Here is a 25,557-nt window from a genome sequence, read left to right on the forward strand (position 1 = left end):
GGCCGCCTCACCCCCGCGCCGATCCGGCCGCTGCGCCGGGTGTGCGTCACGTCACCTTGACCATCGTGAGCTTGACCGGCTGGAGACAGAGAGACATATTCATCTTTATGTATCTCAGTGGTCCAGGGGGCGGCCGATGACCTCCGTGGCGCTCCCACCGGAGCTGCGCGAGTACGACCTGTCGGAGATGTCGTTCTGGACGCGTCCCGAATCGCACCGGCAGGCCGCCTTCGGGCTGATGCGGGAGATGGACGGCCTGGCCTTCGTCCCCATCAAGAAGCTCCCGTTCACCAGGTCCAAGCCGGGCTTCCACGCGCTGGCGCGGCACGCGGACGTGATCGAGGCGAGCCGTACGGCGGAGCTGTTCAGCAGCGAGCCCACGACCAACACGCTCACCGAGATGCCGGCCTGGGCGGCCCGGTTCTTCGGCTCGATGATCAACATGGACGATCCCCGGCACGCCCAGATCCGCCGGGTCGTGTCCCGCGCGTTCAGCCCCCGGGTGCTGGCCCGGGTGGAGGAGGACGTCCAGCGGCGCGCCACCCGGATCGTCGACGAGATGATCGCGGAGGGGCCGGAGGACTTCGTGGCGCAGGCGGCGGCCCGGCTCCCGGTCGAGGTGATCTGCGACCTGATGGGGATCCCCGACCGCTACCACGGCATGGTGCTGCGGCGGACCAACGAGATCCTCGGCTACAGCGATCCCGAGTACAACGGGATCAAGGCCGACGAGCGCTACTTCACCGGGACCCCGCGCCGGCGCGACTTCCTGCTGGGCGCCGGCCGGCTCGTCCGGGCGGGCCACGACCTGTTCCGGCTGGTCAAGCGGCTGGGGGAGGAGCGGCGCGGCACGCCGGGCGAGGACCTGATCTCCAAGCTGGTGAACGCCAACGCCGACGGCGAGTCGCTGACCGCCCAGGAGACCGGCTCGTTCTTCATCCTGCTGGTCACCGCCGGGAACGAGACCACCCGCAACGCCATCGCGCACGCGCTGCGGCTGTTCACCGAGTTCCCCGAGCAGCGGCGGCTGCTGATGGAGGACTTCGACGGGCGGATCGCGGGCGCCGTCGAGGAGGTCGTCCGGTACGCGACCCCGGTCATCCAGTTCCGCCGCAACGTCACCCGCGACTGCGAGCTGAACGGCGCTCCCCTCAAGAAGGGCGACATCGTCGTCCTCATCTACACCTCCGCCAACCGCGACGAGGCGGTCTTCACCGACCCGCACGCGTTCGACATCCTGCGCTCGCCGAACCCCCATGTCGGCTTCGGCGGCCCCGGCCCGCACTACTGCATGGGCGCGCACCTGGCCCGCCGCGAGATCACCGTGATGCTGCGCGAGCTGCTCACCCGGCTGCCCGACATCCGGGCCGAGGGCGAGTCCGACCGGCTGATCTCGCACTTCATCAACGGCATCAAGCGGATGCCGTTCGCGTTCACGCCGCCCGAGGACCAGGACGAGACCCGGGACGAGACACAGGAGGGGCGGTCATGACGGAGGCGAGGCTGGGACCGGGCTCGCTGACCTGGCGCTTCTTCGGTGACACCCGGATGGCGCTGGTCGGCCCGCGCGCCGCCGTCCTGCAGAACATGCTGCCGGCCCTCGGCCAGGGCGTGCTCGAACACTCGGTGTTCTTCGAGGACACCTTCGCGCGGGTACGGAGGTCGGCCGGGCCGATCCTCGACACCGTCTACGGCGGCCCGCAGGCGCCGGCGACCGGGCAGAAGGTCCGCGACTACCACACCGACATCAAGGGCACCATGCCGGACGGGTCGCGCTACCACGCGCTCGATCCGGAGACCTACTACTGGGCGCACGCCACGTTCCTCGACAACATGCTGTACGGCGTCGAGACGTTCATCCGGCCCTTGAGCGACGCGGAGAAGCGCCGCGTCTACGAGGAGTCCAAGACCTGGTACCGCATGTACGGGGTCAGCGAACGCGCCATGCCGGAGGACTGGGAGAGCTTCCAGGCGTACTGGAAGCGCATGCTCGAAGACGAGATCGTGGCGCACAAGACCGCGCGCTATGGCGTCGGCTACGTCACCAAGGGCCTGCCCAAGCCGAAGAAGGTCCCCGCACCCGTGTGGCGGGCCGTCAGTCCGCCACTGAATTCGGTGGCCCGTTTCCTTACGGTGGGCGGCATGCACCCGCGTATGCGCGAGCTGCTCGACACGCCCTGGAGCGCCGCCGACGAGCGCCGCCACCAGCGCTTCGCTGCCGTCGTCCGGAGCCTGAACCGGGTGTGGCCGCTGCTCCCCGAGGCCGTCCGGTACGTGCCGCAGGCCCGCAAGGCCTTCGCCCGCGCCCGCCGGACGCGCTGATGGCGTCCACCGTCGACCGGCTCGCCTGGCTGCGTGCCGCGTGGCGTGCCGGAGTGCTCGCCCCGATGCCGCCACGGACGACGCTCGCGGTGGTACGGGCCATGCGCGCGTACGGGCCGCTGGGCGCGGCCACCGCGGTCGGTGCCGCGCGCTTCGGCGACCGTACCGCCGTGGTCGACGACCACGGCCCGGTGAGCTACCGCGACCTCGAAGCCGGCGCGAAGGCCCTGGCCACCGCGTGGCACCGGCGCGGGATCGGCCCGGAGAGCCGCGTGGCCATCCTGTGCCGCAACCACCGGGGCCTGCTGCTGGCGATCTCGGCGGCGGCCAAGCTCGGGGCCCGGATCTGCCTGCTCAACACCGACTTCGCCGGCCCGCAGCTCCGCGAGACCGTCGAGGAGCAGGGCATCACCGTCCTGGTCCACGACGAGGAGTTCTCACCGCTCCTGGAGGGGCTCCACGTCCCGCAGGGCACGTACACCGCCTGGACCGACGGCGGCACCTCGGACCTGGACGAGCTGGCGAAGGGCCGCGGCCTCACCCCGCCCGCGCCCGCGCGGGCCAGCACGCTGGTCATCCTCAGCAGCGGTACGTCCGGCCGGCCCAAGGGCGCCGCGCGTTCGTCGGCCCCGAGCGAGCCGCTGGCGCTGCCCGGCGGCATCCTGACCAGGATCCCGTTCCGCCGGAACGAGGCCGTCCTGGTGGCTCCGCCGCTCTTCCACGGCTGGGGCCTCACCGCCGCGACGCTCACGCTGGGGCTGGGCTCCACGCTCGTCCTGCATCGCCGCTTCGATGCCGAACGGGCCGTCGCCGACCTCGCCGCGCACCGCTGCACCACCCTGATCGCGGTGCCGACCATGCTGAGCCGCGTCCTGGACACCGTGGACCTGGACGCGTACGACCTGTCCGCGCTGCGCGTCATCGCCACCGGGGGCGGCCCGCTGGCCCCCCACCTGACCCGCCGGGTGAGGGACGCGTTCGGCGAGGTCCTCTACAACTTCTACGGCTCGACCGAGGCGTCGTGCATCACCATCGCCACGCCCGCCGACCTCGCGGCGGCCCCGGGATGCGCCGGTACACCCCCACCCGGAACGACCGTGACGATCCTCGACGACGAGGGCCGTCCCGTACCGCCGGAGACGGTCGGGCACGTCCATGTGAGCAGCCCGACCCGCTTCGACGGCTACACCTCGGGCCAGGCGTCCACCGGACCGCTGCTCGCCCTCGGCGACCTGGGCCATCTCGACCACTCCGGGCGCCTGCACCTCGACGGCCGGGCCGACGACATGATCATCTCGGGCGGCGAGAACGTCCGTCCCGGCGAGATCGAGGACCTGCTCACCGGCCATCCCGGGATCATCGAGGCCGCCGTCGTCGGCGTAGCCGACCCCGACTTCGGGCAGCGGCTGCGCGCCTACGTGGTGGCCCCCGGCGGCGGACTGGACGCCGACGAGGTGAAGAAGCACGTCGCCGCCAACCTGGCCCGCTACAAGGTGCCCCGCGAGGTCGTCTTCCTGGACGAGCTGCCCCGTACACCCACAGGCAAGGTCATCAAGCGCCACCTGCGGTGAGGTAGTGGAAGTCCGGATGCGGGTGCATCAGGAAATCGTGGTGCGAGATGTTCCACGCGTAGGCGCCCGCCATGCCGAACGCGATGAGGTCACCTGGCCGTAGGCGGGGGCAGGGAACGTTGCTCGCGAAGACGTCCTTGGGCGTGCAGAGCTGGCCGACCAGCGTGGTCTCGCGCAGGTCCCCTTCTTCTGCGCTGAGGACGGTGAAGGGTTGGTCGTGGCCCTTGGTCACGGGTGTGCGCATGTGGTGGGTGCCGCCCCGGAGGACGGCGTAGGTCTCGCCATGCGTGGTCTTCACGTCGAGCACTTCGGTGACGTACCAGCCGTGGTACGCGGTGAGCGCCCTGCCCGGCTCCAGGCGAAGTGTGGCGGGACAGGCAGGCAGCCCGTTCGCGTAGGTCTTCCAATCGAAGCGGGAATCGGGGGCGCCGTAGTCCACCGCCATGCCGCCGCCGAGGTTGATCTCCGGGTCCTCCACGCCATGCGCGTCCAGCCAGGGAACGGCCCAGGCGACGATCTGCGCGGCCAGGTCGAGCATCGCCGGTGCGTCCAGTCCGGAGGCCAGGTGGGCGTGGAGGCCGCGCAGCTTGAGTTGGGGCGAGTCGTTGAGGATCCGGGCACAGTGGGCGAGGGCGTCCTCGTCCATGCCGAAGGGCCCGCTCATCTGCAGGGCGGCACCTTCGATATGGAAACGGAGGTTGGCGCGCAGCAGGATGTCGGCGGGACGGGCCATCTTGGCGAGGCGCGCCAGTTCGTAGGGACTCTCCACATGGACGCGCTCTACGCGCAAGCCGAGGGCTAGGGCCAGCTCCTCGTCTGTTTTGCCTGGGCCGCCGAACGCGATGCGGGCCTCGGGCAGGGTTTCGCGTACGTGGGCCAGCTCGCCGCCTGAGGCGACCTCGATTCCGTCCACGTACGGGGCGAGCGAGCGGAGGATGGCCGGGTCCGGGTTCGCCTTGGCCGCGTAGAACAACTCTGGGCCGTCCAGGGCGTTCCGGATGGACGAGACGTGCTCGCGCAGGCCGTCCAGGTCGTACACGTAGGCGGGGAAGCGCGTCAGCCCGCGCATGTGGTCGTACGGGGTCATGGGCCGGCGAACGGGTTCGGAACGGGCACGTACGTGGCCGCGCGGTCGGCGCTGCGGGACCAGCGGGCGCGGAGGTTGGCCTTGGCCGGGAACGGGACCCCGGCGAGGAGCGCGCGGAGCTGCGGATGGTCGGTACCGCAGGCGGCGAAGTGGTGGCGTACGGCGGGCCAGAGGTCGGGATCGAGATCGGGATGCAGGTCGGCCACGGCGGCGGCGATCTCGGTCAGGTGGTTGACCAGCAGGCAGTACACGACGCGGTTCCAGGCGCGGCCGTTGTCGTAGGTGACGGCTTCACGGACCCGCGCGGGGAGGCCGGCCAGCCGGTCCTGCCAGGCGGGTGTGAGCTTGGTGCCCTCCAGGTCACGGAAGGCCGTCTCGATGGGCATGCCGTCGTCGTCCACGGCGACCAGGACGTTCTGCAGGTGCGCCTCCAGGACGATCCCGTGGTCCAGGTAGGCGTGCAGGGCGGGCTTGGCGACGTACCGGACGTAGGCGTCCCACCAGGCGAGCGCGCCTTCGGGCGTGGCGAGGACCGGTAGCCCGGACAGGGTGCCGCCGTACGGGTCGGCCAGCGCGGCCGCAAGGAGAGGCGTTCCTTTGAGGCCGCCCACACCTTGCCGCAGGATGACGCCGAGTCCCTCGTGTACGTGCAGGTCCGCCAGGGCGATGCTGCGGTACGCGGGCTCCGCCAGGAACGTGCAGCCCTCAAGCGCGGCGAATATGGGCCGGATCAGTCGGTCGAGGGCTACCGCGCCGGTGAGCTCGTACCAGGCGTTCTTACGCACGCAGTTGGTGATGCGTATGTCGAGGCTGAACTTGCAGAAGACGTCGGCCGCCGGGACATAAGCCGTACGCACGGACGACGTGGGGACCACCTCGGGCGCGGCCGGACCCAGATCCTGGACGAGCCCTCTAGCGAAGGCCTGGCGCAGGACGGGACGGTCCGCCAGCAGGGACAGCTGCCATGGGTGGACGGGCAGCACGCGGTGGCCGGGCGGTGCGTCCGGGCCCAGTTCGTCCAGGGGAGCGAACGCTGTGGGGTCGCCCTCCTCGACGAGGAGGTCTTCCCTTACGGCGAGCCAGCGCGGCAGGAAGCGGGCCCTGGTCTCCGGCGCGTACGGCAGCCACTGGGACGGGGCGCCCTGGCGTGCCTTCGGTGACGGGTGGAACCGGTGCCCGGAGACCAGCGACTGCTCGGACTCCACGTACCGCGAGGCGGGGGCCTTGGACGGCTCCGAACGGGCCTCCAGGATGGCGGCCAGACCGGCGCGGCTGTCGCGTACCTGGGCGAGGAACTCGGGATTGGCCTGCCCGGTGGCCAGCTCCAGTTCGCCGGCCACCAGATCGGCCAGCCGGTCCCACCCGGTGGCGATCCAGTCGCTACCGCGGCGCTCCTCGAACGGCGGCGCGAGCCGGTACGTGGCGCCGGACGGGGGCCTGGCCAGGCCGGTGCGCAGCGTGACGCCCGCCCTGGGAAGCCGCAGGACGAGGTGGCCGCCGTCCGGCCATACCTGGTGCTCGGGCGCGCACACCTCCCTGACCAGGCAGTTCAGCAGCGCGGTGGCGGTGGCGTCGTCGGCGGTGAGAGCCGGTCGTGTCAGCAACACGTGTCGTCCCGATCGTCCCGAGGTTGGTGAAGGTAGTTCGGCCCCGGCGGGCCGTAGTGCTTGTTGATGTCGGCGGATCCGGTCCGGGCCTTGTCGACGAGGGTCCCGGCGGTGACCATCGCCTTCGCCGGCAGCGCGCCGGCGTCGAGCGTGCGGGATCGCAGGAACGTGTCCTGCGGTCCGAGGGCGGCGTCCAGCCGCTCCCGGACCATCGCCAGGCCGGTGGGCAGCGGCAGCAGTCCCCGCCCGGCCAGCCCGAAGGCGGGCGCGGCGGCGCACAGGTGGAGGGTGATGGTGACGAAGACCCGCGCCAGGGCCTCCCTGTCCCGCGTCACCATGCGGGCGTCCTGGAAGCGGGCACCGCCGCCGAAGGCCGGATCGCTGAACGCGCCGTCGCTGTGCACGAGGGTCCCGTCGTAGTCCTTGAGCAACAGTTTGAGGCCGTCGTCGCCCACGACAAGGGACACGTTCTGCTGGTGGGCTTCAAGGGCGATGCCGTACCGGAAGAGCGCCACGTTCCATGTGAAGAGCGCGTCGAGGTAAGCGCCGAAAAGCGTGGGCACGTCCCACTGCTCGATGACGCATCGGCCGTCCGGGGCCTCGGCAAGGAGCCCCGCCACCGGGACCACGTGCGCGCGCGCCGTCTCGGGCGGAAAGCGCCTGACCAGGTAGCCGAGCAGGGGAGAACCGGCATGCCCGTAGGTCTGCTCGTCGGCCAGCAGGATCGGCAGCCCTGGCTCCTGTTCCAGTACGTGGCGGAGGAGCCGTTCCGCGAGGGCGCCGTCCGGAAGGGTTCTTGGGACGATCGTGCGCCGGTTGCGGAGACCCAGCGTGCTGGTGGTCAGCGGCACCTTCAGGTGCGTGAGCCCGTCAACGGCCACGGTTCGCATGGAGAGCGTTGGAGCGACCGTCAGGTAAGGCTCCGGAACGAGCCGCACGTCCTCCACATCAGGCACGGTCAGGGGATGCACCGGGAAGAGGTCTTCGTCGTCCGGCCACCAGTCCGGCCGTACGCCTCCAACCGTCACCCGCTCTCTGGGTACAGCGGCCCACCGCATCTGGAACGTTGGCGCGAACTCGGGCGCGTAGCTCTTCAGCTCTTTCTCGTTCAGCCCGATGCGGCAACGGCTCGTCGGGTGAACGGGATGGTCCGTATAGGCGGCGAGCGTCTCGTAGTAGGTGCCGGGGCCCCGGCGTAGCTCCTCCGGCACGCGTGCCAGCCGTTGCACTACGCCCGGCTGCGCCGCCTCATGGCGCAGGGCCGTGGCCAAGGCCTCGTGGCATTCCCGTTCAAAGGCCGCTACGTCGTCACGAGGATCCGCCAGCCGCCGCACCACGGCGAGCACGTCGTCCAGGCGCAACCCCTGCGACGGGTCGACGACGAGGTTCGACAGGAACCCGGGGTGCATTCCGGCACGGGACGGCTGGTCGTCCCCTGCTAGCCGGGCGTCCCCTGCTAAACGCACGCGCGGCCCGTCCGGCAGAGCGAGAACGTCGCCGTCGACGAACCGGCGCAGGCCCCCGTAGTCCTCCCGCACCAGGGCGTCCAGCACTCGCGCGGCGAGCGTGCCCTCGTTCACGCGATCGTCCAGGCATGGGCGGCCCGGAAGCGCGCTATCGCGGCCTCGACCTCGTTCTCCGACGGGCCGATGGCGCGGATCGTCCCCAGGTAGTCGCGGTTGGTACGGGTGAGCTCGATCCGGTCACCGACCGGACGCTGGGGCCGGTATGCCAGGCGGACCGCCCCATCGGCCAGCTCGACCGCCTCGGGGGCGGCCGTAAGGACACCGGGGCGTTCCGCCATGACGACATCGGCCACCGCGTACTTCCGTGGGGGTGGCTCAAAGGGTGGGAGCCGCTCGCCCAAGTGGACGCTCAGGATCCAGTCGAAAACGGGGACTCCGAGCAGGTCCGCCATCAGGAAGTCGCAGTGGTCGCCGATGAGCCGGTAATTGACCTCGATCAGGCGCGCGCGCCCCGCTGCCACAACGAACTCCGTGTGGCAGGCACCGAAGCCCACGCCCAGCGCCTCCAGTTGCGAGAGCACCTGGCCGGTCTCCGGTGGAGGCGGCGCCCATTCGAGGCGCTCCTCGATGAAGTACGGCGGCGGCGACACCTTCGTACGGAACGAGCCGAGGACGCGTAGTTCATGCCCGTCACCGAGGGTCTCCAGGGTGTGCAGCTCACCCGGCAGGTACTCCTCTGCCACCAGGGGATCGGAACGCCTCCGCCCTATCTCGTCGCGCCGGGCGGCCAGTTCGGTGGCGTCGTGGACAAGGAAGACGTCCTCGCTGGCCACGCCCTCCCTTGGTTTGAGCACCAGGGGGTACGGGGCGTCCCCGGGCACCCGGTCGGCGGCGGCGGAGAAGACCGGGTCGATGGCCGCGAGGTGGCGGCGCATCAGGGCCTTGTCCTTGGTACGGGTCGCGGCCTTCCAGTCCTTACCGGGCAGCCCGAAGTAGGCGGCGGCGAGGGCGGTGGGCGCCTGCAGGAAGTCGCTGTTGGAGAAGAGCGCGGCCGGCTCGCGGCCGCCCGCGAGGGAGGCCGCCACGATCGCGCGGAAGTCGGTGACATCGCACGCGACGATCGGGCCGTCGAAGACCTCGGCATGCCGGTCCGGGCGGTCGGTGAGCAGCGTGACGGCCAGGCCGCGTCCGGCGGCCAGCCGCACGGCGGCGGGCAGGAGACCGAACGTCACCGAGTCGGTGACCTTCCCGGCGACCAGCGAGAGCGACGGCGGGAACGACGGGAGCGGCAGCGAGGCGCCCACGGCCACCTTTCAGGGACTGAGGTAAGGCTTGCCTAACTCGACGGATCACCATAGTGGCGGGGCGGTGCGTCCGGTGCAAGGAAGGCGCCGCGCGTGTCTCTCCGGCCCTCCCCCTCCAGGGGCCCGGCCCTTCATCGGCCAGTATGGACCCCATGAATCTGGTTGATCGGTGGGTCGCGACGGCAGGCCCGCAGGCACGCCGCATCGGCGAGGAACTCGACGCCCGTTACGGCGAGGAGCACCGCCGCTACCACACGCGCGAGCATCTGACCGAGGTCCTGGACATGGTGGACGAGCTGGCCGCGCACGCCGGCGACCCCAGCGCCGTACGGCTGGCGGCCTGGTTCCACGACGCCGTGTACGACCCCGAGCGCGCCGACAACGAGGAGCGCAGCGCCCGCCTGGCCGGCCGGATGCTGGCCGACACCGACCTGTCCCCGGACGGGGTCGCCGAGGTGCTCCGCCTGGTGCGGCTGACCGAGACGCACGCGCCCGCCGAGGACGACCGCAACGGCCAGGTGCTGTGCGACGCCGACCTGGCGATCCTGGGCTCCGACCCCGGCCGGTACGCCGCGTACGCCTCGGCCGTACGGGAGGAGTACGCGTTCGTACCGGAGGAGTTCTACCGGGAGGGCCGCGCACAGGTGCTCACCCAGCTTCTGAGCCTGCCGGCCCTCTTCCACACCCCTGAGGCGCACGAGCGATTCGAGTCGCGCGCCCGCCACAACATCGAGACCGAGCTGATGCTGCTCAAGGCCACCGAATAGGCGCGCGCCCTACACGGGGGAGAACTTGCGGCGGCGCAGGCCCGCATGGGTGAGCCGCCGCAGGAGCTCCTGGCAGCCGACCTCCTCGGCCCCCAGCGTGACCGCCGCGCCGTACAGTTCCGAGGGCACGTCGTAGTGGTCGCGCTCGAACGCCCGGGGCGGCATCCCCAGATCGGCCGCGAACGCGTGCAGCTCACCGAACGACACGTCGCTCACCATGTGCGACCACACGCGTCCCCGTGCAGGCCACAGTGGCGGGTCGATCAGGATCACGATGCCTCCCGGCTTCCGTTCGTCGCCCAAGTCCTATGTCGAATCGCGGGAGTTCCGCAAGTTGGGGTGGGACGGCCCCATGGGCCAGGATCGGAGCATGCTGATGGACGTTCCCGAATACGTTCGGGTGAACAGGGGCCGGTTCTTCGCCGACCTCAAGGAGTGGCTGGCGATCCCATCCATCTCCGGTGACCCCGCCCACCACGGCGATGTGCGCCGCTCCGCCGAATGGCTCGCCGAGTACCTGCGCGGTATGGGCTTCCCCACAGTGGAGGTCTGGGAGACGGCAGGACTGCCCGCCGTCTTCGCCGAATGGCCCGCCGCCGACCCGGACGCCCCGGCCGTCGTGGTCTACGGGCATCACGACGTACAGCCCGTGGAACCGCTCGACGAGTGGGAGACCGACCCGTTCACCCCCTTGGAGAAGGGCGACCGGCTCATAGGGCGCGGTACGTCCGACGACAAGGGGCAGGTGTTCTTCCACACCCTGGGGATCCAGGCAGGGCTGGCCGTGTCCGGCGCCACCGCGCCGCCCGTCACCATCAAGCTGCTGGTGGAGGGCGAGGAGGAATCCGGCTCGGTGCACTTCCCCGAGCTGCTGCGCACGCACCGCGACCGCCTGGCGTGCGACGCCGTCGTCATCAGCGACACCACCATGTGGTCCGCGGACGTCCCGTCGATGTGCACGGGCATGCGCGGCCTCACCGAGGCGGAGGTGGCGCTGTACGGGCCGGACAGCGACCTGCACTCCGGTTCGTTCGGCGGTGCCGTCCCGAACCCCCTGCACGCGATGGCCACCCTCCTGGCGGCCCTGCACGACGCCGACGGCCGCGTGACGATTCCCGGGTTCTACGACGACGTCGTACCGCTCACCGACGAGGAACGTGAGCTGTTCGCGCGCCTGCCGTTCGACGAGGCCGAATGGCTGCGCACGGCGGGCAACAGCAGCGCCCCGTACGGCGAGAAGGGCTTCACCACCCTGGAACGCGTCTGGGCGCGCCCCACGGCCGAGATCAACGGCATGTGGGGCGGGCACACCGGCCCCGGCGGCAAGACGATCGTCCCCCGCGAGGCCCACGCGAAGCTCTCGTTCCGCCTCGTCGCCGGGCAGGACCCCCAGAAGGTCCAGGAAGCCTTCCAAGCCTGGGTGCAGGATCACACCCCCGCCGGCGTGCGCGCGGAGGTCACCATCCCCGCCGGCGGCGTACGGGCCTGCTTCTCGCCCATCCAGTCGGCCGGCGTGAAGGCGGCCAGGCGCGCCATGGAGAAGGCGTTCGGCAAGCAGGTGCTGTTCACCCGGGAGGGCGGCAGCGGCCCCGAGGCCGATCTCGCGGACATATTGCAGGCCCCGCTGGTGTTCGTGGCGGTAGGGCTGAACGGCGACCGCATCCACGCGCCCAACGAGAAGGTCGAGATGCCCTTGCTGCTCAAGGGCGCCGAGGCGGCCGCCTACATGTGGGACGAGTTCGCCACCGCCCTGCGACCAGCGTGATGGCAGGATCGGGCCGTACAGAGGGAGGGGCATTGGCCGAAGCACCACGCACCACAACCGACGCCCCCACAGCGCCGGCGGCACCCACAGAGTCGATGCTGGAATGGCTGGCACTCGCACGCGGCACCCTGGACCGCGTAGCCGAACGCCGCCGCGACGACGAATGGGTCCAGACCGCTTGGGCCGACCCGCGCACACGGACGTTCGTGATCGAGAACGGGCGCACGCTCGTCTCGTACGATCCGGGCCCCGCGCTGGTCTACATCCCTGCGGACCAAGCCCCCGAAGGGGAGCGCTACCTGCTCGGTGTGGACGACGAAGGGGTCGCCTACTTCTGCGTCCGAGCGGCACTGCCCGCCATGGAAGGCGCCGAGACGGCCGGTCTTCGGCGCGTGGGCGCGCTACTGGGTGACCAGGACTCCGGCCTGTTCACCCATGCGGTCGCCCTAGAGCACTGGCACGTGAACAACCCGCACTGCCCGCGCTGCGGTGGTCCCACGCAGCTCGTGGCGGCCGGCCACGTACGCGCATGCCCGGCGGACGGGTCAGAGCAGTTCCCCCGCCTCGACCCCGCCGTCATCATGCTGATCCGGGACGACCGCGACCGCGTCCTGCTGGCCCGAGGCCCGAGCTGGCCCGCCGACCGCCGTTCGATCCTGGCCGGATTCGTCGAGCCGGGGGAGTCCCTCGAGCAGGCCGTCGCCCGCGAGGTCCACGAGGAGGTCGGCCTCACGGTCACCGACGTGCGCTACCTGGGCAGCCAGCCGTGGCCGCTCCCGCAGAGCCTCATGATCGGCTTCTTCGCCCGGGCCGAGGGCGACCAGGAACTGCGTCCCGACCCCGAAGAGATCCTGGACGCCGCCTGGTACACCCGCGACGAGCTGAAAGAGGCGATCGAGAGCGGCCGGATCGTCTCACCCGGCGTACTCTCCATCGCCTCCCAGCTCATCATGCGCTGGTACGGAGGTCCGCTCCCAGACATGCCGCCGTTTTGACGACCTCAGACGCCTAGGAGGCGCTTGACCTCCTTGGCGCTGGGGTTGGTCAGCACGTGGCGGCCGATCTCCGGGTGGTCGACCACCACGGTGGGGACGGTCTGGTTGCCGCCGTTGACGCTCATCACGTAGTCCGCCGCGGCGGGATCGCGCTCGATGTCGACCTCGACCATCTCGATGCCGTCCCTGGCCAGCTGGCTCTTCAGTCGCCGGCAGAAGCCGCACCAGGTCGTGGTGTACATGGTGAGCGTGCCCGTGGGCACGGGCCCCTGGTCCGTGGTCGGCGTGGCCATCGGCGCGTCGTCTCCTTCGTCTGGCGGCAATTCGCCCGGTATGCGTTCGTCCGGTGTCCGTTCGAACAGCCGGATCCCGCCGCGCATTCCGGGCACGTTCCTGGTGGGGAGGTTATCCACAGTCGGGACACCGGTCCGTTCCTGTCACCTTCTGGTGCCAGGATGGAGGGATGGAGGCTGAGGGCGTACTCGCGGGGCTCGACCCGGAGCAGCGGGCGGTGGCCGAGGCGGTGCGCGGCCCGGTCTGCGTGCTGGCCGGCGCGGGCACCGGCAAGACCAGGGCGATCACGCACCGGATCGCCTACGCCACGCTGACCGGGGTGATGTCTCCGCAGCGGGTGCTGGCCGTGACGTTCACCACCCGGGCGGCCGGGGAGCTGCGGGGGCGGCTGCGCCGGCTCGGCGCGCCCGGCGTGCAGGCGCGCACCTTCCACGCCGCTGCCCTGCGCCAGCTGTCCTACTTCTGGCCGCGGGTGGTCGGCGGCGAGCCACCCAAGATCATCGACTCCAAGATCGCGCTGGTCGCGGACGCCGCCCGGGCCTGCCGGCTCACGTTCGGCCGCACCGAGCTGCGCGACATCGCCTCCGAGATCGAATGGGCCAAGGTCACCCAGCACCGCCCCGAGGACTACGCCGGCGCGGTCGCCACCGCCGCCCGCAAGATGCCCGCCGACGTGGTCGACGTCGCGCGCGTCTACGCGATGTACGAGCAGCTCCGCCGCGAGCGCAACCTGCTCGACTTCGAGGGCATGCTGGAGCTGACCGCCGCCGTGCTCACCGAGCACCGCGAGGTCGCCGCGCAGGTCCGCGAGCAGTACCGGCACTTCGTGGTGGACGAGTTCCAGGACGTCAACCCGCTGCAGAAGATGCTGCTGGACGTCTGGCTCGGCGACCGCGACGACCTGTGCGTGGTCGGCGACCCCAACCAGACGATCTACTCGTTCACCGGCGCGAGCCCCCGCTACCTGCTCGACTTCACCCGCGACCACCCGGACGCCAAGGTGGTCAAGCTGGTCCGCGACTACCGTTCCACGCCCCAGGTCGTCCGGCTCGCCAACGAGGTCATCACGCTCGGGCAGCGGCCGGAGGCGCGCGGCGAGGCCGCCAAGCGGCACCGGCTCGAGCTGATCGCGCAGCGCCCCGACGGCCCCGACCCCGTCTTCAACGAGTACGACGACGAGATCGCCGAGGCCGACGACGTCGCCCGCCGCGCCCGCAAGCTGATCGAGGAGGGCGTGCCGGCCCGCGAGATCGCGGTGCTCTACCGGATCAACGCCCAGTCCGAGGCCTACGAGTCGGCCCTGGCCGCCGTCGGCGTCCCGTACGTGCTGCGCGGCGCCGAGCGGTTCTTCGAGCGCCCGGAGGTGCGCGAGGCCGTCGTCCGGCTGCGCGGCGCCGCCCGCGCCGGGGGCGACGCCGACACCGACGGCACCGGCCTGATCGCGACCGTACGGCACGTGCTGTCCGGCGCCGGGTTCACCGAGCGGCCGCCCGAGGGCTCCGGCGCGGTCCGGGCCCGCTGGGAGTCGCTGGCCGCGCTGGCCCAGCTCGCCGAGGACATCGCCGCCGACGACCCGCGCGCCGGGCTGCCGCAGTTCGTCGCCGAGCTGGAGGAGCGCGCCGCCGCCCAGCACGCCCCGCCGCTGGAGGGCGTCACGCTGGCCTCGCTGCACGCCGCCAAGGGTCTGGAGTGGGACGCGGTGTTCCTGTCCGGGCTGGCGGAGGGCACCCTGCCGATCATCTACGCGGAGACGCCCGAGCAGATCGAGGAGGAGCGCCGGCTGCTCTACGTGGGCATCACCCGCGCTCGCGAGCATCTCTCCCTCTCCTGGGCCCTGGCCCGCTCGCCGGGCGGCTCCCGGCGCCGCAAGCCGTCCCGCTTCCTGGACGGCCTGACGCCCAAGACCATGACCGCGACCCCCGCCCGGGCCGACCGCACCAAGCGCCGCGCGGGCAAGGGCCCGCAGCCCTGCCGGATCTGCGCCCGCCCGCTCACCGCCGCGATCGAACGCAAGCTGGGCCGCTGCGAGGACTGCCCCGCCGAGCTCAACGAGGAGCTCCTGCTGGCCCTCAAGGACTGGCGCGCCGGGGCCGCCGGCGACCAGAAGATCCCCACCTACGTCGTCTTCACCGACGCCACCCTCCAGGCGATCGCCGAGCGCGCCCCCGAGACGCTGGAGGAGCTGGCCACGATCCCCGGCGTGGGCAAGGTCAAGCTCGACCGCTACGCCGATGCCGTGCTGTCCCTCTGCCACGGAGAACGCCCCACCTGACCCCGGCCGCCCCGCCGGTACAGGCTGTACCGGCCGAGACAGGTCGCCCGGCGGTCCGGCTGCGGCGGGCCGTCCGGCCGCTCGGCCGCCCCGTTCCGCGGCGCTCCCACGAGCCCGGATCGATCTCCGCCCGAGCTCCGGATCGAGATATCCAGGGCCGGTGCCACCCGCGGGGGCGATCGTTTGGGAGACTGCGGCCGTGAAGGAGTCTCTGAAGGCACTGCTGGACCTGCTGGATCTCGAGCAGATCGAGAACGACATCTTCCGCGGCCGCAGCCCCGAGGAACGCCGCCAGCGGGTCTTCGGCGGCCAGGTCGCGGGCCAGGCCCTGGTGGCGGCCGGACGCACCGTACCGGTCAACCGTCCCGTGCACTCGCTGCACGCCTACTTCATCCGCCCCGGCGACCCGCTCGTCCCGATCGTCTACACCGTCGACCGGGTCAGGGACGGCCGGTCCTTCACCACCCGCCGGGTCCTGGCCGTCCAGCACGGCAAGGCGATCTTCACCCTGTCGGCCTCGTTCCAGATCGTCGAGGACGGTCCCACCCACCAGATGGCGATGCCCGAGGTCCCGGCGCCCGAGTCGCTGCCGCCCGCCATCGAACGGCTCGCGCCGCTGTTCGGCGAGCGCGCGGCGGCCGAGTTCGTGCAGCAGCGCCCGTTCGACATCCGGCACGCCACCCCGCTGACCTTCGAGGCCGCCAAGGACCCGTCGCTGGCCTCGCCCGAGTCCAAGGTCTGGCTCAAGGTGGACGGCGAGCTGCCCGACGACCCGCTGCTGCACGTGTGCCTGATGACGTACGCCTCGGACATGACGCTGCTCGACACGGTGCTGCTCAACCACGGCCTGTCCTGGGGCGACAAGCGCACGATGGGCGCCAGCCTCGACCACGCCATGTGGTTCCACCGGCCGTTCCGCGCCGACGACTGGCTCCTGTACTACCAGGACACCCCGTTCGCCGGCGGCGCCCGCGGCCTGGCCCGAGGTCAGGTCTTCACTCCCGGCGGCGACCTCGTCTGCTCCGTCATGCAAGAAGGCCTCGTCCGCGTCTCCGGCGCCTGATTTCCAAGTCCCGGCCGGCTGCTCCTCCCAGAGCAGGAGGCGGCCGAGGCCAGAGGGTGTGGCGTTTCGTTCTGGGGGAGGAGGCGGCGCGCGTGTGGCGATGCCATCCTTGAATTGGACGCGCGCCACTGGGCGCGAGTTCCCGCGGGAAAGCGTGAACTGTACGACAAAACCGCTGGTCAAAAATACCTTGATTGATTTGCGGAAGTCCCCGTACGCTCATTGCGAGCAAACGAACGGCCCGGCCGTCCGGATCTTGATCCGGAGGACGGGGCCCCGAGGAGCCAGGAAGGTGGTGAGCAGTCCGGTGATGAGCATCTTGTCGAATTCGAGGCCGTCCGGGACCGCCGCGCGCCTGAGCTCCGCCATGACCTATGGCAGCGCCACCGCCGACCGGGCGCAAGGCTTCGTGCCGAGCGACGAGTCGGCGCTGTTCGGCGGCCGACTGCGCGTGGTGTCGAAACTGTGCGCCATGCGTGACGTGCATGCGGCCTCGGCTCTGCGCGCGCAGCAGCAGCGATTCCAGAACGAGTCGGGTTGGACCGTCTTCGAGCAGCTTGAAGACGTCGAGCCCAGCGCTCCGGCCACGGCCCACGTGGACGCCATCTCCACGAAGGATGGCTCGGGTCCGTACCCCTGGAGGCAACCGGTTTAGGTAGACGCCGGGAAGCCCCCAGGCCGCGGATCCAGACCGGATCCGCGGCCTTTCTTATTTGCCCGCAACCCACTGACGCACCCGTTGCGAACCAACGAGAGGAACAAGGGTGACTGTGATGCAGGGGGCTCTCGCAGTGAGCGAAGAGGACCTCACGCTTCCGTGCCGGACCGACCCGGAGCTCTTCTTCGCCGAGGCGCCCGCCGATGTCGAGCTCGCCAAGGCGCTGTGCCTGGAGTGCCCGCTCCGCAAGGAGTGCCTCGCCGGCGCGCTGGAGCGCAAGGAGCCCTGGGGTGTCTGGGGTGGGGAGCTGTTCGTCCGCGGCGTCATCGTGCCGCGCAAGCGGCCGCGTGGACGTCCGCGCAAGCACCCGCTGCCGGACGAAGTGACCGTGTGAGGGTCACATGACCGCCATGCCGACACTCGACCGTGCGGACGCCGGGGGCACGGTTCCCGTACAGGGGCCGTGCCCCCGGGCCGCCGGGGAGAACAAGATGACCTTGCTCAGCCAGAACCTGTCCCGGGTACGAATACCGGGCTCCGAGGCGGAGTTGGCACAGCGCGTGCGCATCCTGCGCGCGCGCCGGGACGCCAGGACGCGGGCCGCCCGCGTCCGGCGCGCCCTGCTCGCACCGACCTCGGCCGGGGAGCCGTACGTTCCCCGTCCCTCCCGGCACGAATCCACGCCCGCGCGGTAGTAGGCCGCCGCCCGCTCTTCTTTGGATGGTTCAGCGGGCGCCGAGCCTCCCTGCTGCGGGTCTCCGGGGGCGTGCCCGGCGACTCCCTACTCCGGGCACGCACAGAAGCGGGGGCCCCCGCGGCTCATCACCGCGCGGGGCCCCGCTCTACGTTCAGGGCCGGTCCGGTGCCGGTTCAGACCCGGGACGCGGTCAGCCGGCCAGTTCGCCGGTGGTGTCGTCCTCGGCGGCCGTGAGCTCGGGAACGTCGTCGTCGCCGAAGCCGGGGATCCAGCGCAGCGACTCGCCCCGGGCCGGGATCTCGCATTCGAGCTGGCACAGCACGCCGGTGCCGGCCGACAGGACGCGGTGCACGATCACGTACTCCGGCGGCAGGTTGAGCTGCCGGACGACGTTGGTGGGCCGCAGGTCGGTGACCCGGGCGGCCATGCCGCGCAGCCACTCGCGGTTGAAGTTGAACGTGTCGGTCACGAACGGCTCGGTGATCGGCGCCAGGAAGCCCTGCAGCGACTCGGCGTCGATCTCCACGCCGTCGCGGATGAACTCCTCGCGGCGCAGCGCGTCCTCGACCTCGTCGATGTCCTCCATGGTGCCGATCCGCAGCAGCCGGCCCATCCGGTGCAGGAAGTCCGGCGGGATCCGGTCGACGGCGCCGAAGTCCATCACGCCGAGCCGGCCGTCGGCCATCACCCGGAAGTTGCCCGGGTGCGGGTCGCCGTGCAGCAGGCCGGAGCGCTTGGGCCCCGACAGCAGGAACCGGCAGTACAGCAGGGCGGCGTGGTCGCGCTCGTCCTGCTCGCCGTCGCTGATGATCTTCGACAGCGGGGTCCCGTCGATCCACTCGGTGACCAGCACGTCGCCCGCCTGGGCGATCACCTCGGGAATGTAGAAGTCGGGGTCGTCGGCCGGATAGGCCTCGCGGATCGCGGTCTGCGAGGCGGCCTCGATGCTGTAGTCGAGTTCCTCGGCCACCCGCTGCTTCAGCTCGGCCAGCATCGACTTGACGTCGAGCCCCGGCATCAGGATCGAGAACAGCCGGCCCATCCGGGCGAGCTGGTTGAAGTCGCTGATCAGGGCCTTACCGGCGCCCGGGTACTGGACCTTGACCGCGACCTTGCGGCCGTCGGCCCACACGGCCTTGTGCACCTGGCCGATCGAGGCGGCCGCGGCCGGATCGTCGTCGAACGACTCGAAGTTCTCCCGCCAGTCCGCGCCGAGCGCCTGGGCCAGCACCTTGTGCACGGCGGCGGCAGGCAGCGGCGGTGCCGCCTCCTGCAGCTTGGTCAGCGTGGCCCGGTACGGGCCGGCGATCTCGGGGGGCAGCGCGGCCTCGAAGATGGACAGCATCTGGCCGAGCTTCATCGCTCCGCCCTTGAGTTCGCCGAGCACCTTGAACAGCTGCTCGGCGGTGCGCTGCTGGATCTCCAGCGCGACGGCTTCGGCGGGACGGCCGAACGTGCGTTTCCCGACGCCCAGGGCGGTGCGCCCGGCGAAACCGAGCGGGAGGGACGCCAGCTTTGCGGACCGCGTCACCGCGCGGCGGGGGAGATCGCTCACGGGCCCCATTGTCGGGTACGGGATCTCGTTTCCGCCACAACGATGCTGGAACAACCCAAGCGCCGTGTTTCACGTACCTCTTTGACCTGCGGCTTTATAGTAAGTGTGCCCTTTCTCACGCCGTCCGCGGCTATGGTATGCGCGCGCGACCGGGCGCAGGGGCTGTAGGGACCGGCCCGCGCCCTCCGGTACGGGGGTCGCGCGATACGGTGCGGGCCATGCCCGAACAGCTGCCTGACGCCCTGCTGGTGGAGCGCCGCCCGGACGGTGTCGCCGTCCTCACGCTGAACGATCCGGACCGGCGCAACGCGATGTCGGACGAGATGACCGCCGCCTGGACCGCCGCCATCGCCCGGCTCCGCGCCGACGCGGGGCTGCGCTGCGTGGTCGTCACCGGCGCCGGCACCGCGTTCACCTCCGGCGGCGACCTGTCCTGGCTGGCCGAGAAGAACGCCGAGTCCGTACCGGCGCTGCGCGACCGGATGCTGGCCTTCTACCGGGACTGGCTGACGATCCGCGGGCTGGAGGTGCCGACCATCGCCGCGATCAACGGCCATGCGGTCGGCGCCGGATTCGCGCTTGCACTGGCCTGCGACCTGCGGTACGTGGCGTCCGACGCCAAGCTGCTGGTCCCGTTCACCGCGCTCGGCCTGCATCCCGGGATGGCCACGACCTGGCTGCTCCCGGAGGTGGCCGGGCTCCCGCTGGCGCGCGAGATGCTGTTCACCGGCCGGGCCGTCACGGGGACGCAGGCCGAGTCGTACGGGCTCGTCAACCAGGCCTTCCCGCGCGAGTTGGTGCTCCAGGAGGCACTGGCGGTGGCCGAGCGGATCGCCGCCCAGGCTCCGCTCGCGACCCGGCTGACCAAGGTCGCGCTGTCGGGCGGCGGCCATCCGGACATGGAGGCGGCGCTGCGCTGGGAGTCGCTCGCGCAGCCGATCACCATGGCCTCGAAGGACATGCTGGAAGGCCTGACGGCCCAGCGCGAGAAGCGCCGCCCCGAGTTCACGGGGGAGTAGCCCCGCCCAGCCCCGCCGGGCTTACGGGACGCGGCGTACGACCTTCACCCTGGCCCGGTGATCGGCGTACCGCACCAGCACCAGGGCGAGCGTGAGCGGTACGAGGAAGTCCAGCCCGCGGACGATCGCGTTCGCCGGGAGGCCGTACCGCTGCGCCGCCCGGCGCACCACCGGCCGCAGCGCGAGGCTCGTGGCCTCTCCTGCCGCGACGCCCACGAGTCCGCCGCCCACCCGCGCCGCGGGCGACGCCGGCATCAGTACGGCGCGCCGCCCGTCCGGTACGTCCACGATCTCCGGCGCGGTCTCCGCGCCGGTACCGCTGGCCTGCCGATCCTGCCCGCTCGCCACGTTCCCCGCTCCCTCCGTCGCGACCTGCCTCGACCGGCCCTCTCCTACCCGGCCGTTCGCGGATGAAGCCGCCGGCACCGGCCCGGCCGCTGCCCGACGGCCATGGGGACGCTGTGGAAACACTTGGGGGATGTTTGAAAAACAGGGCCCTGAGCAGGTAAAACTCTAAACACCCCCTGTGGAGGAAGCAAAAATTTAGGTACGGTTCCAGGGTGCCCCCTAACGTTGAGGTCCGCCGCAGCGATCGACGGCGGCGGACGGTGTCCGCGTACCGCGATGGGGACAAGGTCGTGGTGATGCTGCCCGCCCGGCTCAGCAAGGCCGAGGAGGAGCAGTGGATCGCGACCATCCTCGAACGCCTGGCGGAGCGCGAACGCCGCCGCCGGCCCTCCGACGCCGATCTGGAGAGCAGGGCCCTGGAGCTGTCCCGGCGCCATCTCCGCGGACGCGCCGTGCCCGCCAGCGTGCGCTGGGTGGGCAACCAGCGGGCGCGCTGGGGCTCCTGTACGCCCGATGACGGCACCATCCGGCTGTCCACCCGGCTGCGCGGCATGCCCTCGTGGGTCGTCGACTACGTCCTGGTCCACGAGCTGGCGCACCTGCTCGTCCCCGGCCACGGGGCCGACTTCTGGAAGCTGGTCGGCAACTACCCCAAGGCCGAGCGGGCCCGCGGTTACCTCGAAGGCGTGGCCGCCGCCGCCCATCTGCCGATGGAGGAGGACGGCGACGAGCTGCCGCCCGAGTGCCGGCACGAGGTCGCCGGGTGACCGGACGCTTCGCCGCTGTACTGGCCGTCCGGCCCGATGCCGTAAGGCCTGACCCCGTGCGGGCCGACACCATGTCGAGCCCGCCGGGGATCGATGCCGAGGAGTTCCGGCTGGCCCTGCTGGAGGACACCTACGAGGTCGTGGCCGGGCTCGAGCTGGTCACGCCCGCGCTCGTCCTGGACCCGCCCGACCAGCCGGGTGCCGAGGCGGTCACCTGGCCGGGCACCCCGATCATCCGGGAACGTGGCCTGCCCGCCGCCTTCGCGGCCCTGCACACCTTGGGCGCCGACCAGGCCGCACTGCTGGCCCCGGACGCGCCCGACCTGCCGCCGCTGCTGATCGGCAAGCTCTTCCGCGCGCTCGGCGGCGCCCCCGCCGCCGCCTGCCAGGCCGAGACGGCCCAGGGCGCGGACGGCCTGGTCGCACTGGCCGCGCGGCTGCCGCTGCCCGGCTGGCTGGACGCGGCCCTCGCCGGCGTCGATCTCGACACCGGTGACGCGCTTGGCCTGCTGCGCAACGCCGCGCCGCGTCCCGGGCAGATCCCGCAGGCCCCCGCCTGGCACCGGATCCGTACCGCCGCCGACGTGCGGCTGCTCGACCCGGGCCTGGAGGGCTGGGAGTGCACCCGCGCCCTGCTCGAAGGGCACCCGCTCAGCTCGTGAGCGCGGCCGCCCGGGCCGCGAGGCGCCGTACGGCGTCGTCGGTGGGCTCCGGCAGGGCGTCCAGCGGGAACCAGCGCAGATCGTCGGACTCCGCGCTGATCGCGTACCGGGCGCCGGCCGGCGCCAGCGCCACGTACTGGACGTCCAGATGCCAGGACCCCTCGGGATGGCAGCGCACCGCGTGCCGGTCGAGCTGGACGGGATCCGGCAGCGGCCGCAGCCCGTCGATGCCCGACTCCTCGGTGGCCTCGCGCAGCGCCGCCCCGGCCAGCGTGGCGTCCCCGGGCTCGCAGTGCCCGCCCAGCTGGAGCCACACCTTGATCTTGCCGTGCAGGGTCAGCAGCACGCGCGAGCGGGACGCGTCCAGAACGAGCGTGCTGGCCGTGATGTGGCCGGGCGCGCATTCACGCCACGTCCCGCCCGGATGGCTCTCCAGATGGCTCAGGAAGGCCTCCCGGAGCCGCTCCTGCTCCGGCCCCGGCGCCCGCCACCCTTCGAGCACGCGGACGGCGTCGGCGTGCAGGGTCATACGCGGCCGACGCGCGGATACAGCGAGTTGATCGGGTGCAGGCGGCGCCGCTCCTGGTCGAGCGGCCGCTGCCAGCACAGCCCGGCACCGGCGACCCGCCGCCTGCTCAGCGCGGACGCGGTCGCCGACTCGAACCGGCAGCCCGGCACGCGCGAGAAGCCCGTCCGGGACCTCACGCGCGGGGCTCCGGACCGTCGCCGGGCCTGCCGCCCTCGCCGTCCTGGTCGTCCCCGTCCGTGGAGCCGCCGTCCCGGCCGTCCGGGCCCGCGTCCTCGCCCTTGTCCTCGGCGGGTGCCTCGGTGAGCTTGGACAGGTCCAGATCGGACAGGCCGTCGATCTCGTCCTTGCCGTGCGCGAAGCCCTCGGGATCGTCCAGGTCCTCGGCGTTGGGCAGCAGATCGGGGTGCTCCCAGATCCCGTCCCGGCCCTCGATGCCGCGCAGCTCGGTGAGCGTGCGCCACAGCGTGCCCGCCTCGCGCAGCCGCCGGGGCCGCAGCTCGAGACCCACCAGCGTGGCGAAGGTCCGCTCGGCCGGACCGCCGGTCGCGCGGCGGCGCCGTACGGCCTCGGCCAGCTTGACCGAGCCCGGCAGCCGGTCCTTGGCGGCCTGGTTGACCACGGTGTCGACCCAGCCCTCGACCAGCGCGAGCATCGTCTCCAGCCGGGCCAGCGCCGCCTTCTGCTGCGGCGACTCCTCCGGTGTGAGCTGAATCTCACCGCCGAGCGCCTCCTGCAGCGCCTCGGGGTTGTTGAGATCCAGGCCCTGGACGGCCTGCTCGATGCCCGACAGGTCCACCGTGATGCCGCGCGCGTAGTCCTCGACGGCGTTCATCAGATGGGCGCGCAGCCACGGCACGTGCGCGAACAGCCGCTGGTGGGCGGCCTCGCGCAGCGCCAGGTAGAGCCGTACCTCGTCGCCGGAGACCTCCAGGCCCTCGCCGAACGCCTCCACGCCGGCGGGCAGCAGCGCGCCCACGCCGTCGGGCGCCAGCGGCAGCCCGACGTCGGCCGAGCCGACCACCTCGCGGGCCAGCGCGCCCAGCGCCTGCCCGGCCTGGCCGCCGACCATCGCGCCGGCCATCTGCTTGACCATGCCGATCAGCGGACCGGCCATCGCCTGCATGTCGGCGGGCATGTCGCCCGACCCCAGCGCGCCGCCCATCGAGTCGACCATGCGGGTCGCGATCGGGTCGCACACCTTCGCCCACACCGGCAGCGTCTGCTCGATCCACTCGGACCGGCTCCAGGCCTGCGGGGTACGGATCCCGGCCGGCAGCGTGCTGGCCTCGTCCAGCCACAGCTCGGCCAGCCGCAGCGCCTCCTCGACCTGGCGCCGTTCGGCGTCCACGACCGAGGGATCACCCTGCTCGGCGACCTGGTGCCGGGCGATGTTCTTGGCCAGATCCCAGTTCAGCGGGCCGCCACCGGCGCCCGGGGCGCCCTGGCCGCCGATCATGTCGGCGAAGCGGTGCAGCATGTCGGCGAACTGCGACATGTCGCCGCCCATGGCCTTGAATGGATCCTGGGGCTTGTCGTCGTCGTCGCCGTTACCGGGACGGTTGAAGCCGAAGGGAGTGTCACTCATCGGTTTGCCCCTGGGATGCATGATGGGCTCATATCCGCAACGTTAGCCGGTCACGGCGAACTCGCGTACTCAAGAAAGGGGGCACCTCCGTGGCAACGGGCAAGGTTCGCCCTGGGCGTAGCAAGGGCCCGGTCGTGGCCGTCACCGGCGCGGCCACCGGTGCCGGGCGGCTGCTGGCCGCGAGGCTGGCCGGTCGCGAGGAGATCCGCAAGGTCGTGGCGATCGACGAGCACCGCGGTGACGTACCGAACGTGACGTGGCGCGTGGTGGACATCCGCGACCCGCTGCTGTCCAACCGGCTCTCGGACGTGGACGTGATCGTCAACCTCGACGTGCTCCGCTCGCCCGAGCTGGACGCGCGCGAGCGCCGTACCCACAACGTCCGGGGCGCGCAGACCGTGGTGACCGCCGCCGCGGCCGCCCGGGTACGGCGGGTGGTCCTGGTCACCAGCGCCATGGTCTACGGGGCCGGCCCCGGCGGCGGGATCCCGCTCGCCGAGGACGCGCCGCTGCTGGCCGAGGCCGACGCCGGGATCGCCGGCGACTTCCTGGAGATGGAGGAGCTGGCCGCAGGCGCGCCGCTGACCCATCCGGGCCTGCAGGTCACGGTCGTCCGCCCGGCCGCCCTGGTGGGCCCGGGCGTGGACACCGTGATCACCCGGCATTTCGAGGCTCCGCGGCTGCTGTCGGTCAAAGGCAGCACGCCCGGGTGGCAGTTCTGCCACATCGAGGATCTGGCCTCGGCCCTGGAACTGGTGGTCGTCGAGGGGATCACCGGCGTGCTCGGCGTCGGCTGCGAGGACTGGCTCGGCCCCGAGGAAGTGGCCGAGATCACCGGCAAGCGCCACTTCGAGCTGCCCGCCGCCCTCACCTTCGGGATGGCCCAGCGCCTGCACCGCCTCGGCATGACCCCGGCGCCCGCCACCGATCTGCACTACGTGGCCTATCCGTGGGTCGTGGACTGCGCCCGGCTGCGCGCCGCGGGCTGGAAGCCCGCCTACGACAACGCCACCGCGCTCCAGGTACTGGCCGAGGAGAGCGCGGGCCGGCACGCCGTCGTCGGACGCCGCGTCGGCGGCCGGGAGGCCACCATGGCCACCGCCGCGGGCGCCACCGTCGCCGCCATCGGTGCCGCCGCCGCCATCCGCCGCGCCCGCAAGCGCCGCCGCTGACCCGACCCCTCCGGTCGACTCGTGGCGTGTTCGCCATTGAACGGCCTAGAGA

26 protein-coding genes are annotated in these 25,557 nt (G+C 71.8%); 15 read left to right on the forward strand and 11 right to left on the reverse strand.

All coding sequences use genetic code 11. The annotated features are described in order from the left end of the window. Positions 1-136: 136 nt before the first annotated feature. The 3 genes from ACH34Q_RS24400 to ACH34Q_RS24410 are packed head-to-tail and all read left to right on the forward strand — an operon-like array spanning position 137 to position 3,893. A complete protein-coding gene (locus ACH34Q_RS24400; RefSeq protein WP_395985357.1) occupies positions 137-1,492 on the forward strand; it encodes a cytochrome P450 in 1,356 nt (451 codons plus the stop codon). Then, entirely contained in the window at positions 1,489-2,322 is an 834-nt protein-coding gene (locus ACH34Q_RS24405) for an oxygenase MpaB family protein (RefSeq protein ID WP_395985358.1), read from the forward strand. The genes ACH34Q_RS24400 and ACH34Q_RS24405 overlap by 4 nt, the downstream gene beginning before the upstream one ends. Continuing rightward, entirely contained in the window at positions 2,322-3,893 is a 1,572-nt protein-coding gene (locus ACH34Q_RS24410; protein WP_395985359.1) for an AMP-binding protein, read from the forward strand. The genes ACH34Q_RS24405 and ACH34Q_RS24410 overlap by 1 nt, the downstream gene beginning before the upstream one ends. On the opposite strand, the gene ACH34Q_RS24415 is transcribed toward ACH34Q_RS24410, so the two are convergent. The 4 genes from ACH34Q_RS24415 to ACH34Q_RS24430 are packed head-to-tail and all read right to left on the reverse strand — an operon-like array spanning position 3,874 to position 9,357. Beyond that, the gene (locus ACH34Q_RS24415; RefSeq protein WP_395985360.1) at positions 3,874-4,980 is read right to left on the reverse strand and encodes a type III PLP-dependent enzyme; all 1,107 of its coding nucleotides are present in this window, start codon (positions 4,978-4,980) and stop codon (positions 3,874-3,876) included. The genes ACH34Q_RS24410 and ACH34Q_RS24415 overlap by 20 nt on opposite strands. Next, complete coding sequence (locus ACH34Q_RS24420; RefSeq protein ID WP_395985361.1) at positions 4,977-6,587, reverse strand: IucA/IucC family protein; 1,611 nt, start codon at positions 6,585-6,587, stop codon at positions 4,977-4,979. Before ACH34Q_RS24420 ends, ACH34Q_RS24415 begins: the two co-directional genes overlap by 4 nt. After that, complete coding sequence (locus tag ACH34Q_RS24425) at positions 6,578-8,167, reverse strand: IucA/IucC family protein (protein WP_395985362.1); 1,590 nt, start codon at positions 8,165-8,167, stop codon at positions 6,578-6,580. The genes ACH34Q_RS24420 and ACH34Q_RS24425 overlap by 10 nt, the downstream gene beginning before the upstream one ends. After that, on the reverse strand, positions 8,164-9,357 hold the full coding sequence (locus ACH34Q_RS24430; RefSeq protein WP_395985363.1) for a siderophore biosynthesis protein: 1,194 nt from the start codon (positions 9,355-9,357) through the stop codon (positions 8,164-8,166). Before ACH34Q_RS24430 ends, ACH34Q_RS24425 begins: the two co-directional genes overlap by 4 nt. A gap of 152 nt (positions 9,358-9,509) precedes the next feature. On the opposite strand from ACH34Q_RS24430, the gene ACH34Q_RS24435 reads away from it, so the two are divergent. Further along, complete coding sequence (locus tag ACH34Q_RS24435) at positions 9,510-10,124, forward strand: HD domain-containing protein (RefSeq protein ID WP_395985364.1); 615 nt, start codon at positions 9,510-9,512, stop codon at positions 10,122-10,124. Positions 10,125-10,133: 9 nt separating this feature from the next. On the opposite strand, the gene ACH34Q_RS24440 is transcribed toward ACH34Q_RS24435, so the two are convergent. Continuing rightward, entirely contained in the window at positions 10,134-10,397 is a 264-nt protein-coding gene (locus ACH34Q_RS24440; protein WP_395985365.1) for a DUF4031 domain-containing protein, read from the reverse strand. 103 nt (positions 10,398-10,500) lie between these two features. On the opposite strand from ACH34Q_RS24440, the gene ACH34Q_RS24445 reads away from it, so the two are divergent. Beyond that, the gene (locus ACH34Q_RS24445) at positions 10,501-11,889 is read left to right on the forward strand and encodes a dipeptidase (RefSeq protein ID WP_395985385.1); all 1,389 of its coding nucleotides are present in this window, start codon (positions 10,501-10,503) and stop codon (positions 11,887-11,889) included. A gap of 95 nt (positions 11,890-11,984) precedes the next feature. Further along, positions 11,985-12,884, forward strand: coding sequence for an NAD(+) diphosphatase (nudC, locus tag ACH34Q_RS24450; RefSeq protein WP_395985386.1), 900 nt, complete (start codon positions 11,985-11,987; stop codon positions 12,882-12,884). A 5-nt stretch (positions 12,885-12,889) separates the two neighbouring features. Here the strand turns inward: nudC and ACH34Q_RS24455 are convergent, their stop codons facing one another. Beyond that, positions 12,890-13,177, reverse strand: a complete 288-nt coding sequence (locus ACH34Q_RS24455) for a mycoredoxin (protein WP_395985366.1) — start codon at positions 13,175-13,177, stop codon at positions 12,890-12,892. Between the two features lie 170 nt (positions 13,178-13,347). Between ACH34Q_RS24455 and ACH34Q_RS24460 the strand changes: the two genes are divergently transcribed. From ACH34Q_RS24460 to ACH34Q_RS24480, 5 genes are all read left to right on the forward strand, one after another. Continuing rightward, positions 13,348-15,450 (forward strand): ATP-dependent DNA helicase UvrD2, encoded by a 2,103-nt coding sequence (locus ACH34Q_RS24460; RefSeq protein ID WP_395985367.1) that lies wholly within the window; start codon positions 13,348-13,350, stop codon positions 15,448-15,450. A gap of 199 nt (positions 15,451-15,649) precedes the next feature. After that, complete coding sequence (gene tesB, locus ACH34Q_RS24465; protein ID WP_395985368.1) at positions 15,650-16,513, forward strand: acyl-CoA thioesterase II; 864 nt, start codon at positions 15,650-15,652, stop codon at positions 16,511-16,513. A gap of 295 nt (positions 16,514-16,808) precedes the next feature. Beyond that, positions 16,809-17,168 carry a hypothetical protein gene (locus ACH34Q_RS24470; RefSeq protein WP_395985369.1) on the forward strand — a complete coding sequence of 120 codons (360 nt, stop codon included), beginning with the start codon at positions 16,809-16,811 and terminating at the stop codon, positions 17,166-17,168. Positions 17,169-17,286: 118 nt separating this feature from the next. After that, positions 17,287-17,565 carry a WhiB family transcriptional regulator gene (locus tag ACH34Q_RS24475; RefSeq protein WP_156218894.1) on the forward strand — a complete coding sequence of 93 codons (279 nt, stop codon included), beginning with the start codon at positions 17,287-17,289 and terminating at the stop codon, positions 17,563-17,565. Positions 17,566-17,662: 97 nt separating this feature from the next. After that, on the forward strand, positions 17,663-17,866 hold the full coding sequence (locus ACH34Q_RS24480) for a hypothetical protein (RefSeq protein ID WP_395985370.1): 204 nt from the start codon (positions 17,663-17,665) through the stop codon (positions 17,864-17,866). Positions 17,867-18,058: 192 nt separating this feature from the next. On the opposite strand, the gene ACH34Q_RS24485 is transcribed toward ACH34Q_RS24480, so the two are convergent. Next, positions 18,059-19,423 (reverse strand): ABC1 kinase family protein, encoded by a 1,365-nt coding sequence (locus ACH34Q_RS24485; protein ID WP_395985371.1) that lies wholly within the window; start codon positions 19,421-19,423, stop codon positions 18,059-18,061. Between the two features lie 218 nt (positions 19,424-19,641). Here ACH34Q_RS24485 and ACH34Q_RS24490 point away from each other — a divergent pair, with 218 nt between their 5' ends. Next, positions 19,642-20,442, forward strand: coding sequence for an enoyl-CoA hydratase/isomerase family protein (locus ACH34Q_RS24490; RefSeq protein WP_395985372.1), 801 nt, complete (start codon positions 19,642-19,644; stop codon positions 20,440-20,442). A gap of 21 nt (positions 20,443-20,463) precedes the next feature. Here the strand turns inward: ACH34Q_RS24490 and ACH34Q_RS24495 are convergent, their stop codons facing one another. Then, on the reverse strand, positions 20,464-20,790 hold the full coding sequence (locus ACH34Q_RS24495) for a hypothetical protein (protein WP_395985373.1): 327 nt from the start codon (positions 20,788-20,790) through the stop codon (positions 20,464-20,466). A gap of 212 nt (positions 20,791-21,002) precedes the next feature. Here ACH34Q_RS24495 and ACH34Q_RS24500 point away from each other — a divergent pair, with 212 nt between their 5' ends. Then, the gene (locus ACH34Q_RS24500) at positions 21,003-21,557 is read left to right on the forward strand and encodes a M48 family metallopeptidase (protein WP_395985374.1); all 555 of its coding nucleotides are present in this window, start codon (positions 21,003-21,005) and stop codon (positions 21,555-21,557) included. Next, the gene (locus ACH34Q_RS24505) at positions 21,554-22,219 is read left to right on the forward strand and encodes a hypothetical protein (RefSeq protein ID WP_395985375.1); all 666 of its coding nucleotides are present in this window, start codon (positions 21,554-21,556) and stop codon (positions 22,217-22,219) included. Before ACH34Q_RS24500 ends, ACH34Q_RS24505 begins: the two co-directional genes overlap by 4 nt. Here ACH34Q_RS24505 and ACH34Q_RS24510 read toward each other — a convergent pair. Genes ACH34Q_RS24510 through ACH34Q_RS24520 form a run of 3 tightly spaced genes read right to left on the reverse strand, consistent with a single transcriptional unit; the run spans position 22,209 to position 24,333 of the window. Then, positions 22,209-22,748 carry an NUDIX hydrolase gene (locus ACH34Q_RS24510; RefSeq protein ID WP_395985376.1) on the reverse strand — a complete coding sequence of 180 codons (540 nt, stop codon included), beginning with the start codon at positions 22,746-22,748 and terminating at the stop codon, positions 22,209-22,211. The two genes, ACH34Q_RS24505 and ACH34Q_RS24510, sit on opposite strands and share 11 nt — an antisense overlap. Then, positions 22,745-22,924 carry a hypothetical protein gene (locus tag ACH34Q_RS24515; protein WP_395985377.1) on the reverse strand — a complete coding sequence of 60 codons (180 nt, stop codon included), beginning with the start codon at positions 22,922-22,924 and terminating at the stop codon, positions 22,745-22,747. Before ACH34Q_RS24515 ends, ACH34Q_RS24510 begins: the two co-directional genes overlap by 4 nt. Then, positions 22,921-24,333, reverse strand: coding sequence for a zinc-dependent metalloprotease (locus ACH34Q_RS24520; protein WP_395985378.1), 1,413 nt, complete (start codon positions 24,331-24,333; stop codon positions 22,921-22,923). The genes ACH34Q_RS24515 and ACH34Q_RS24520 overlap by 4 nt, the downstream gene beginning before the upstream one ends. Before the next feature lie 89 nt (positions 24,334-24,422). Between ACH34Q_RS24520 and ACH34Q_RS24525 the strand changes: the two genes are divergently transcribed. Further along, positions 24,423-25,505: an NAD-dependent epimerase/dehydratase family protein gene (locus tag ACH34Q_RS24525; RefSeq protein WP_395985379.1), complete on the forward strand. Its 1,083-nt coding sequence runs from the start codon at positions 24,423-24,425 to the stop codon at positions 25,503-25,505. Positions 25,506-25,557 lie beyond the last annotated feature (52 nt).

This window comes from Actinomadura sp. 9N407 (assembly GCF_044326315.1).
In the GTDB taxonomy this organism is placed as follows: domain Bacteria; phylum Actinomycetota; class Actinomycetes; order Streptosporangiales; family Streptosporangiaceae; genus Spirillospora.

What these genes read in the sequence shown, in the direction of transcription:
- ACH34Q_RS24490 (WP_395985372.1), top strand. Translation starts at nt 19,642, where the DNA reads ATGCCCGAACAGCTGCCTGACGCCCTGCTGGTGGAGCGCCGCCCGGAC.
- ACH34Q_RS24415 (WP_395985360.1), bottom strand. Translation starts at nt 4,980, where the DNA reads ATGACCCCGTACGACCACATGCGCGGGCTGACGCGCTTCCCCGCCTAC.
- ACH34Q_RS24435 (WP_395985364.1), top strand. Translation starts at nt 9,510, where the DNA reads ATGAATCTGGTTGATCGGTGGGTCGCGACGGCAGGCCCGCAGGCACGC.
- ACH34Q_RS24445 (WP_395985385.1), top strand. Translation starts at nt 10,501, where the DNA reads ATGGACGTTCCCGAATACGTTCGGGTGAACAGGGGCCGGTTCTTCGCC.
- ACH34Q_RS24405 (WP_395985358.1), top strand. Translation starts at nt 1,489, where the DNA reads ATGACGGAGGCGAGGCTGGGACCGGGCTCGCTGACCTGGCGCTTCTTC.
- ACH34Q_RS24480 (WP_395985370.1), top strand. Translation starts at nt 17,663, where the DNA reads ATGACCTTGCTCAGCCAGAACCTGTCCCGGGTACGAATACCGGGCTCC.
- ACH34Q_RS24460 (WP_395985367.1), top strand. Translation starts at nt 13,348, where the DNA reads ATGGAGGCTGAGGGCGTACTCGCGGGGCTCGACCCGGAGCAGCGGGCG.
- nudC (WP_395985386.1), top strand. Translation starts at nt 11,985, where the DNA reads ATGCTGGAATGGCTGGCACTCGCACGCGGCACCCTGGACCGCGTAGCC.
- ACH34Q_RS24475 (WP_156218894.1), top strand. Translation starts at nt 17,287, where the DNA reads ATGCAGGGGGCTCTCGCAGTGAGCGAAGAGGACCTCACGCTTCCGTGC.
- ACH34Q_RS24520 (WP_395985378.1), bottom strand. Translation starts at nt 24,333, where the DNA reads ATGAGTGACACTCCCTTCGGCTTCAACCGTCCCGGTAACGGCGACGAC.
- ACH34Q_RS24455 (WP_395985366.1), bottom strand. Translation starts at nt 13,177, where the DNA reads ATGGCCACGCCGACCACGGACCAGGGGCCCGTGCCCACGGGCACGCTC.
- ACH34Q_RS24400 (WP_395985357.1), top strand. Translation starts at nt 137, where the DNA reads ATGACCTCCGTGGCGCTCCCACCGGAGCTGCGCGAGTACGACCTGTCG.
- ACH34Q_RS24510 (WP_395985376.1), bottom strand. Translation starts at nt 22,748, where the DNA reads ATGACCCTGCACGCCGACGCCGTCCGCGTGCTCGAAGGGTGGCGGGCG.
- ACH34Q_RS24410 (WP_395985359.1), top strand. Translation starts at nt 2,322, where the DNA reads ATGGCGTCCACCGTCGACCGGCTCGCCTGGCTGCGTGCCGCGTGGCGT.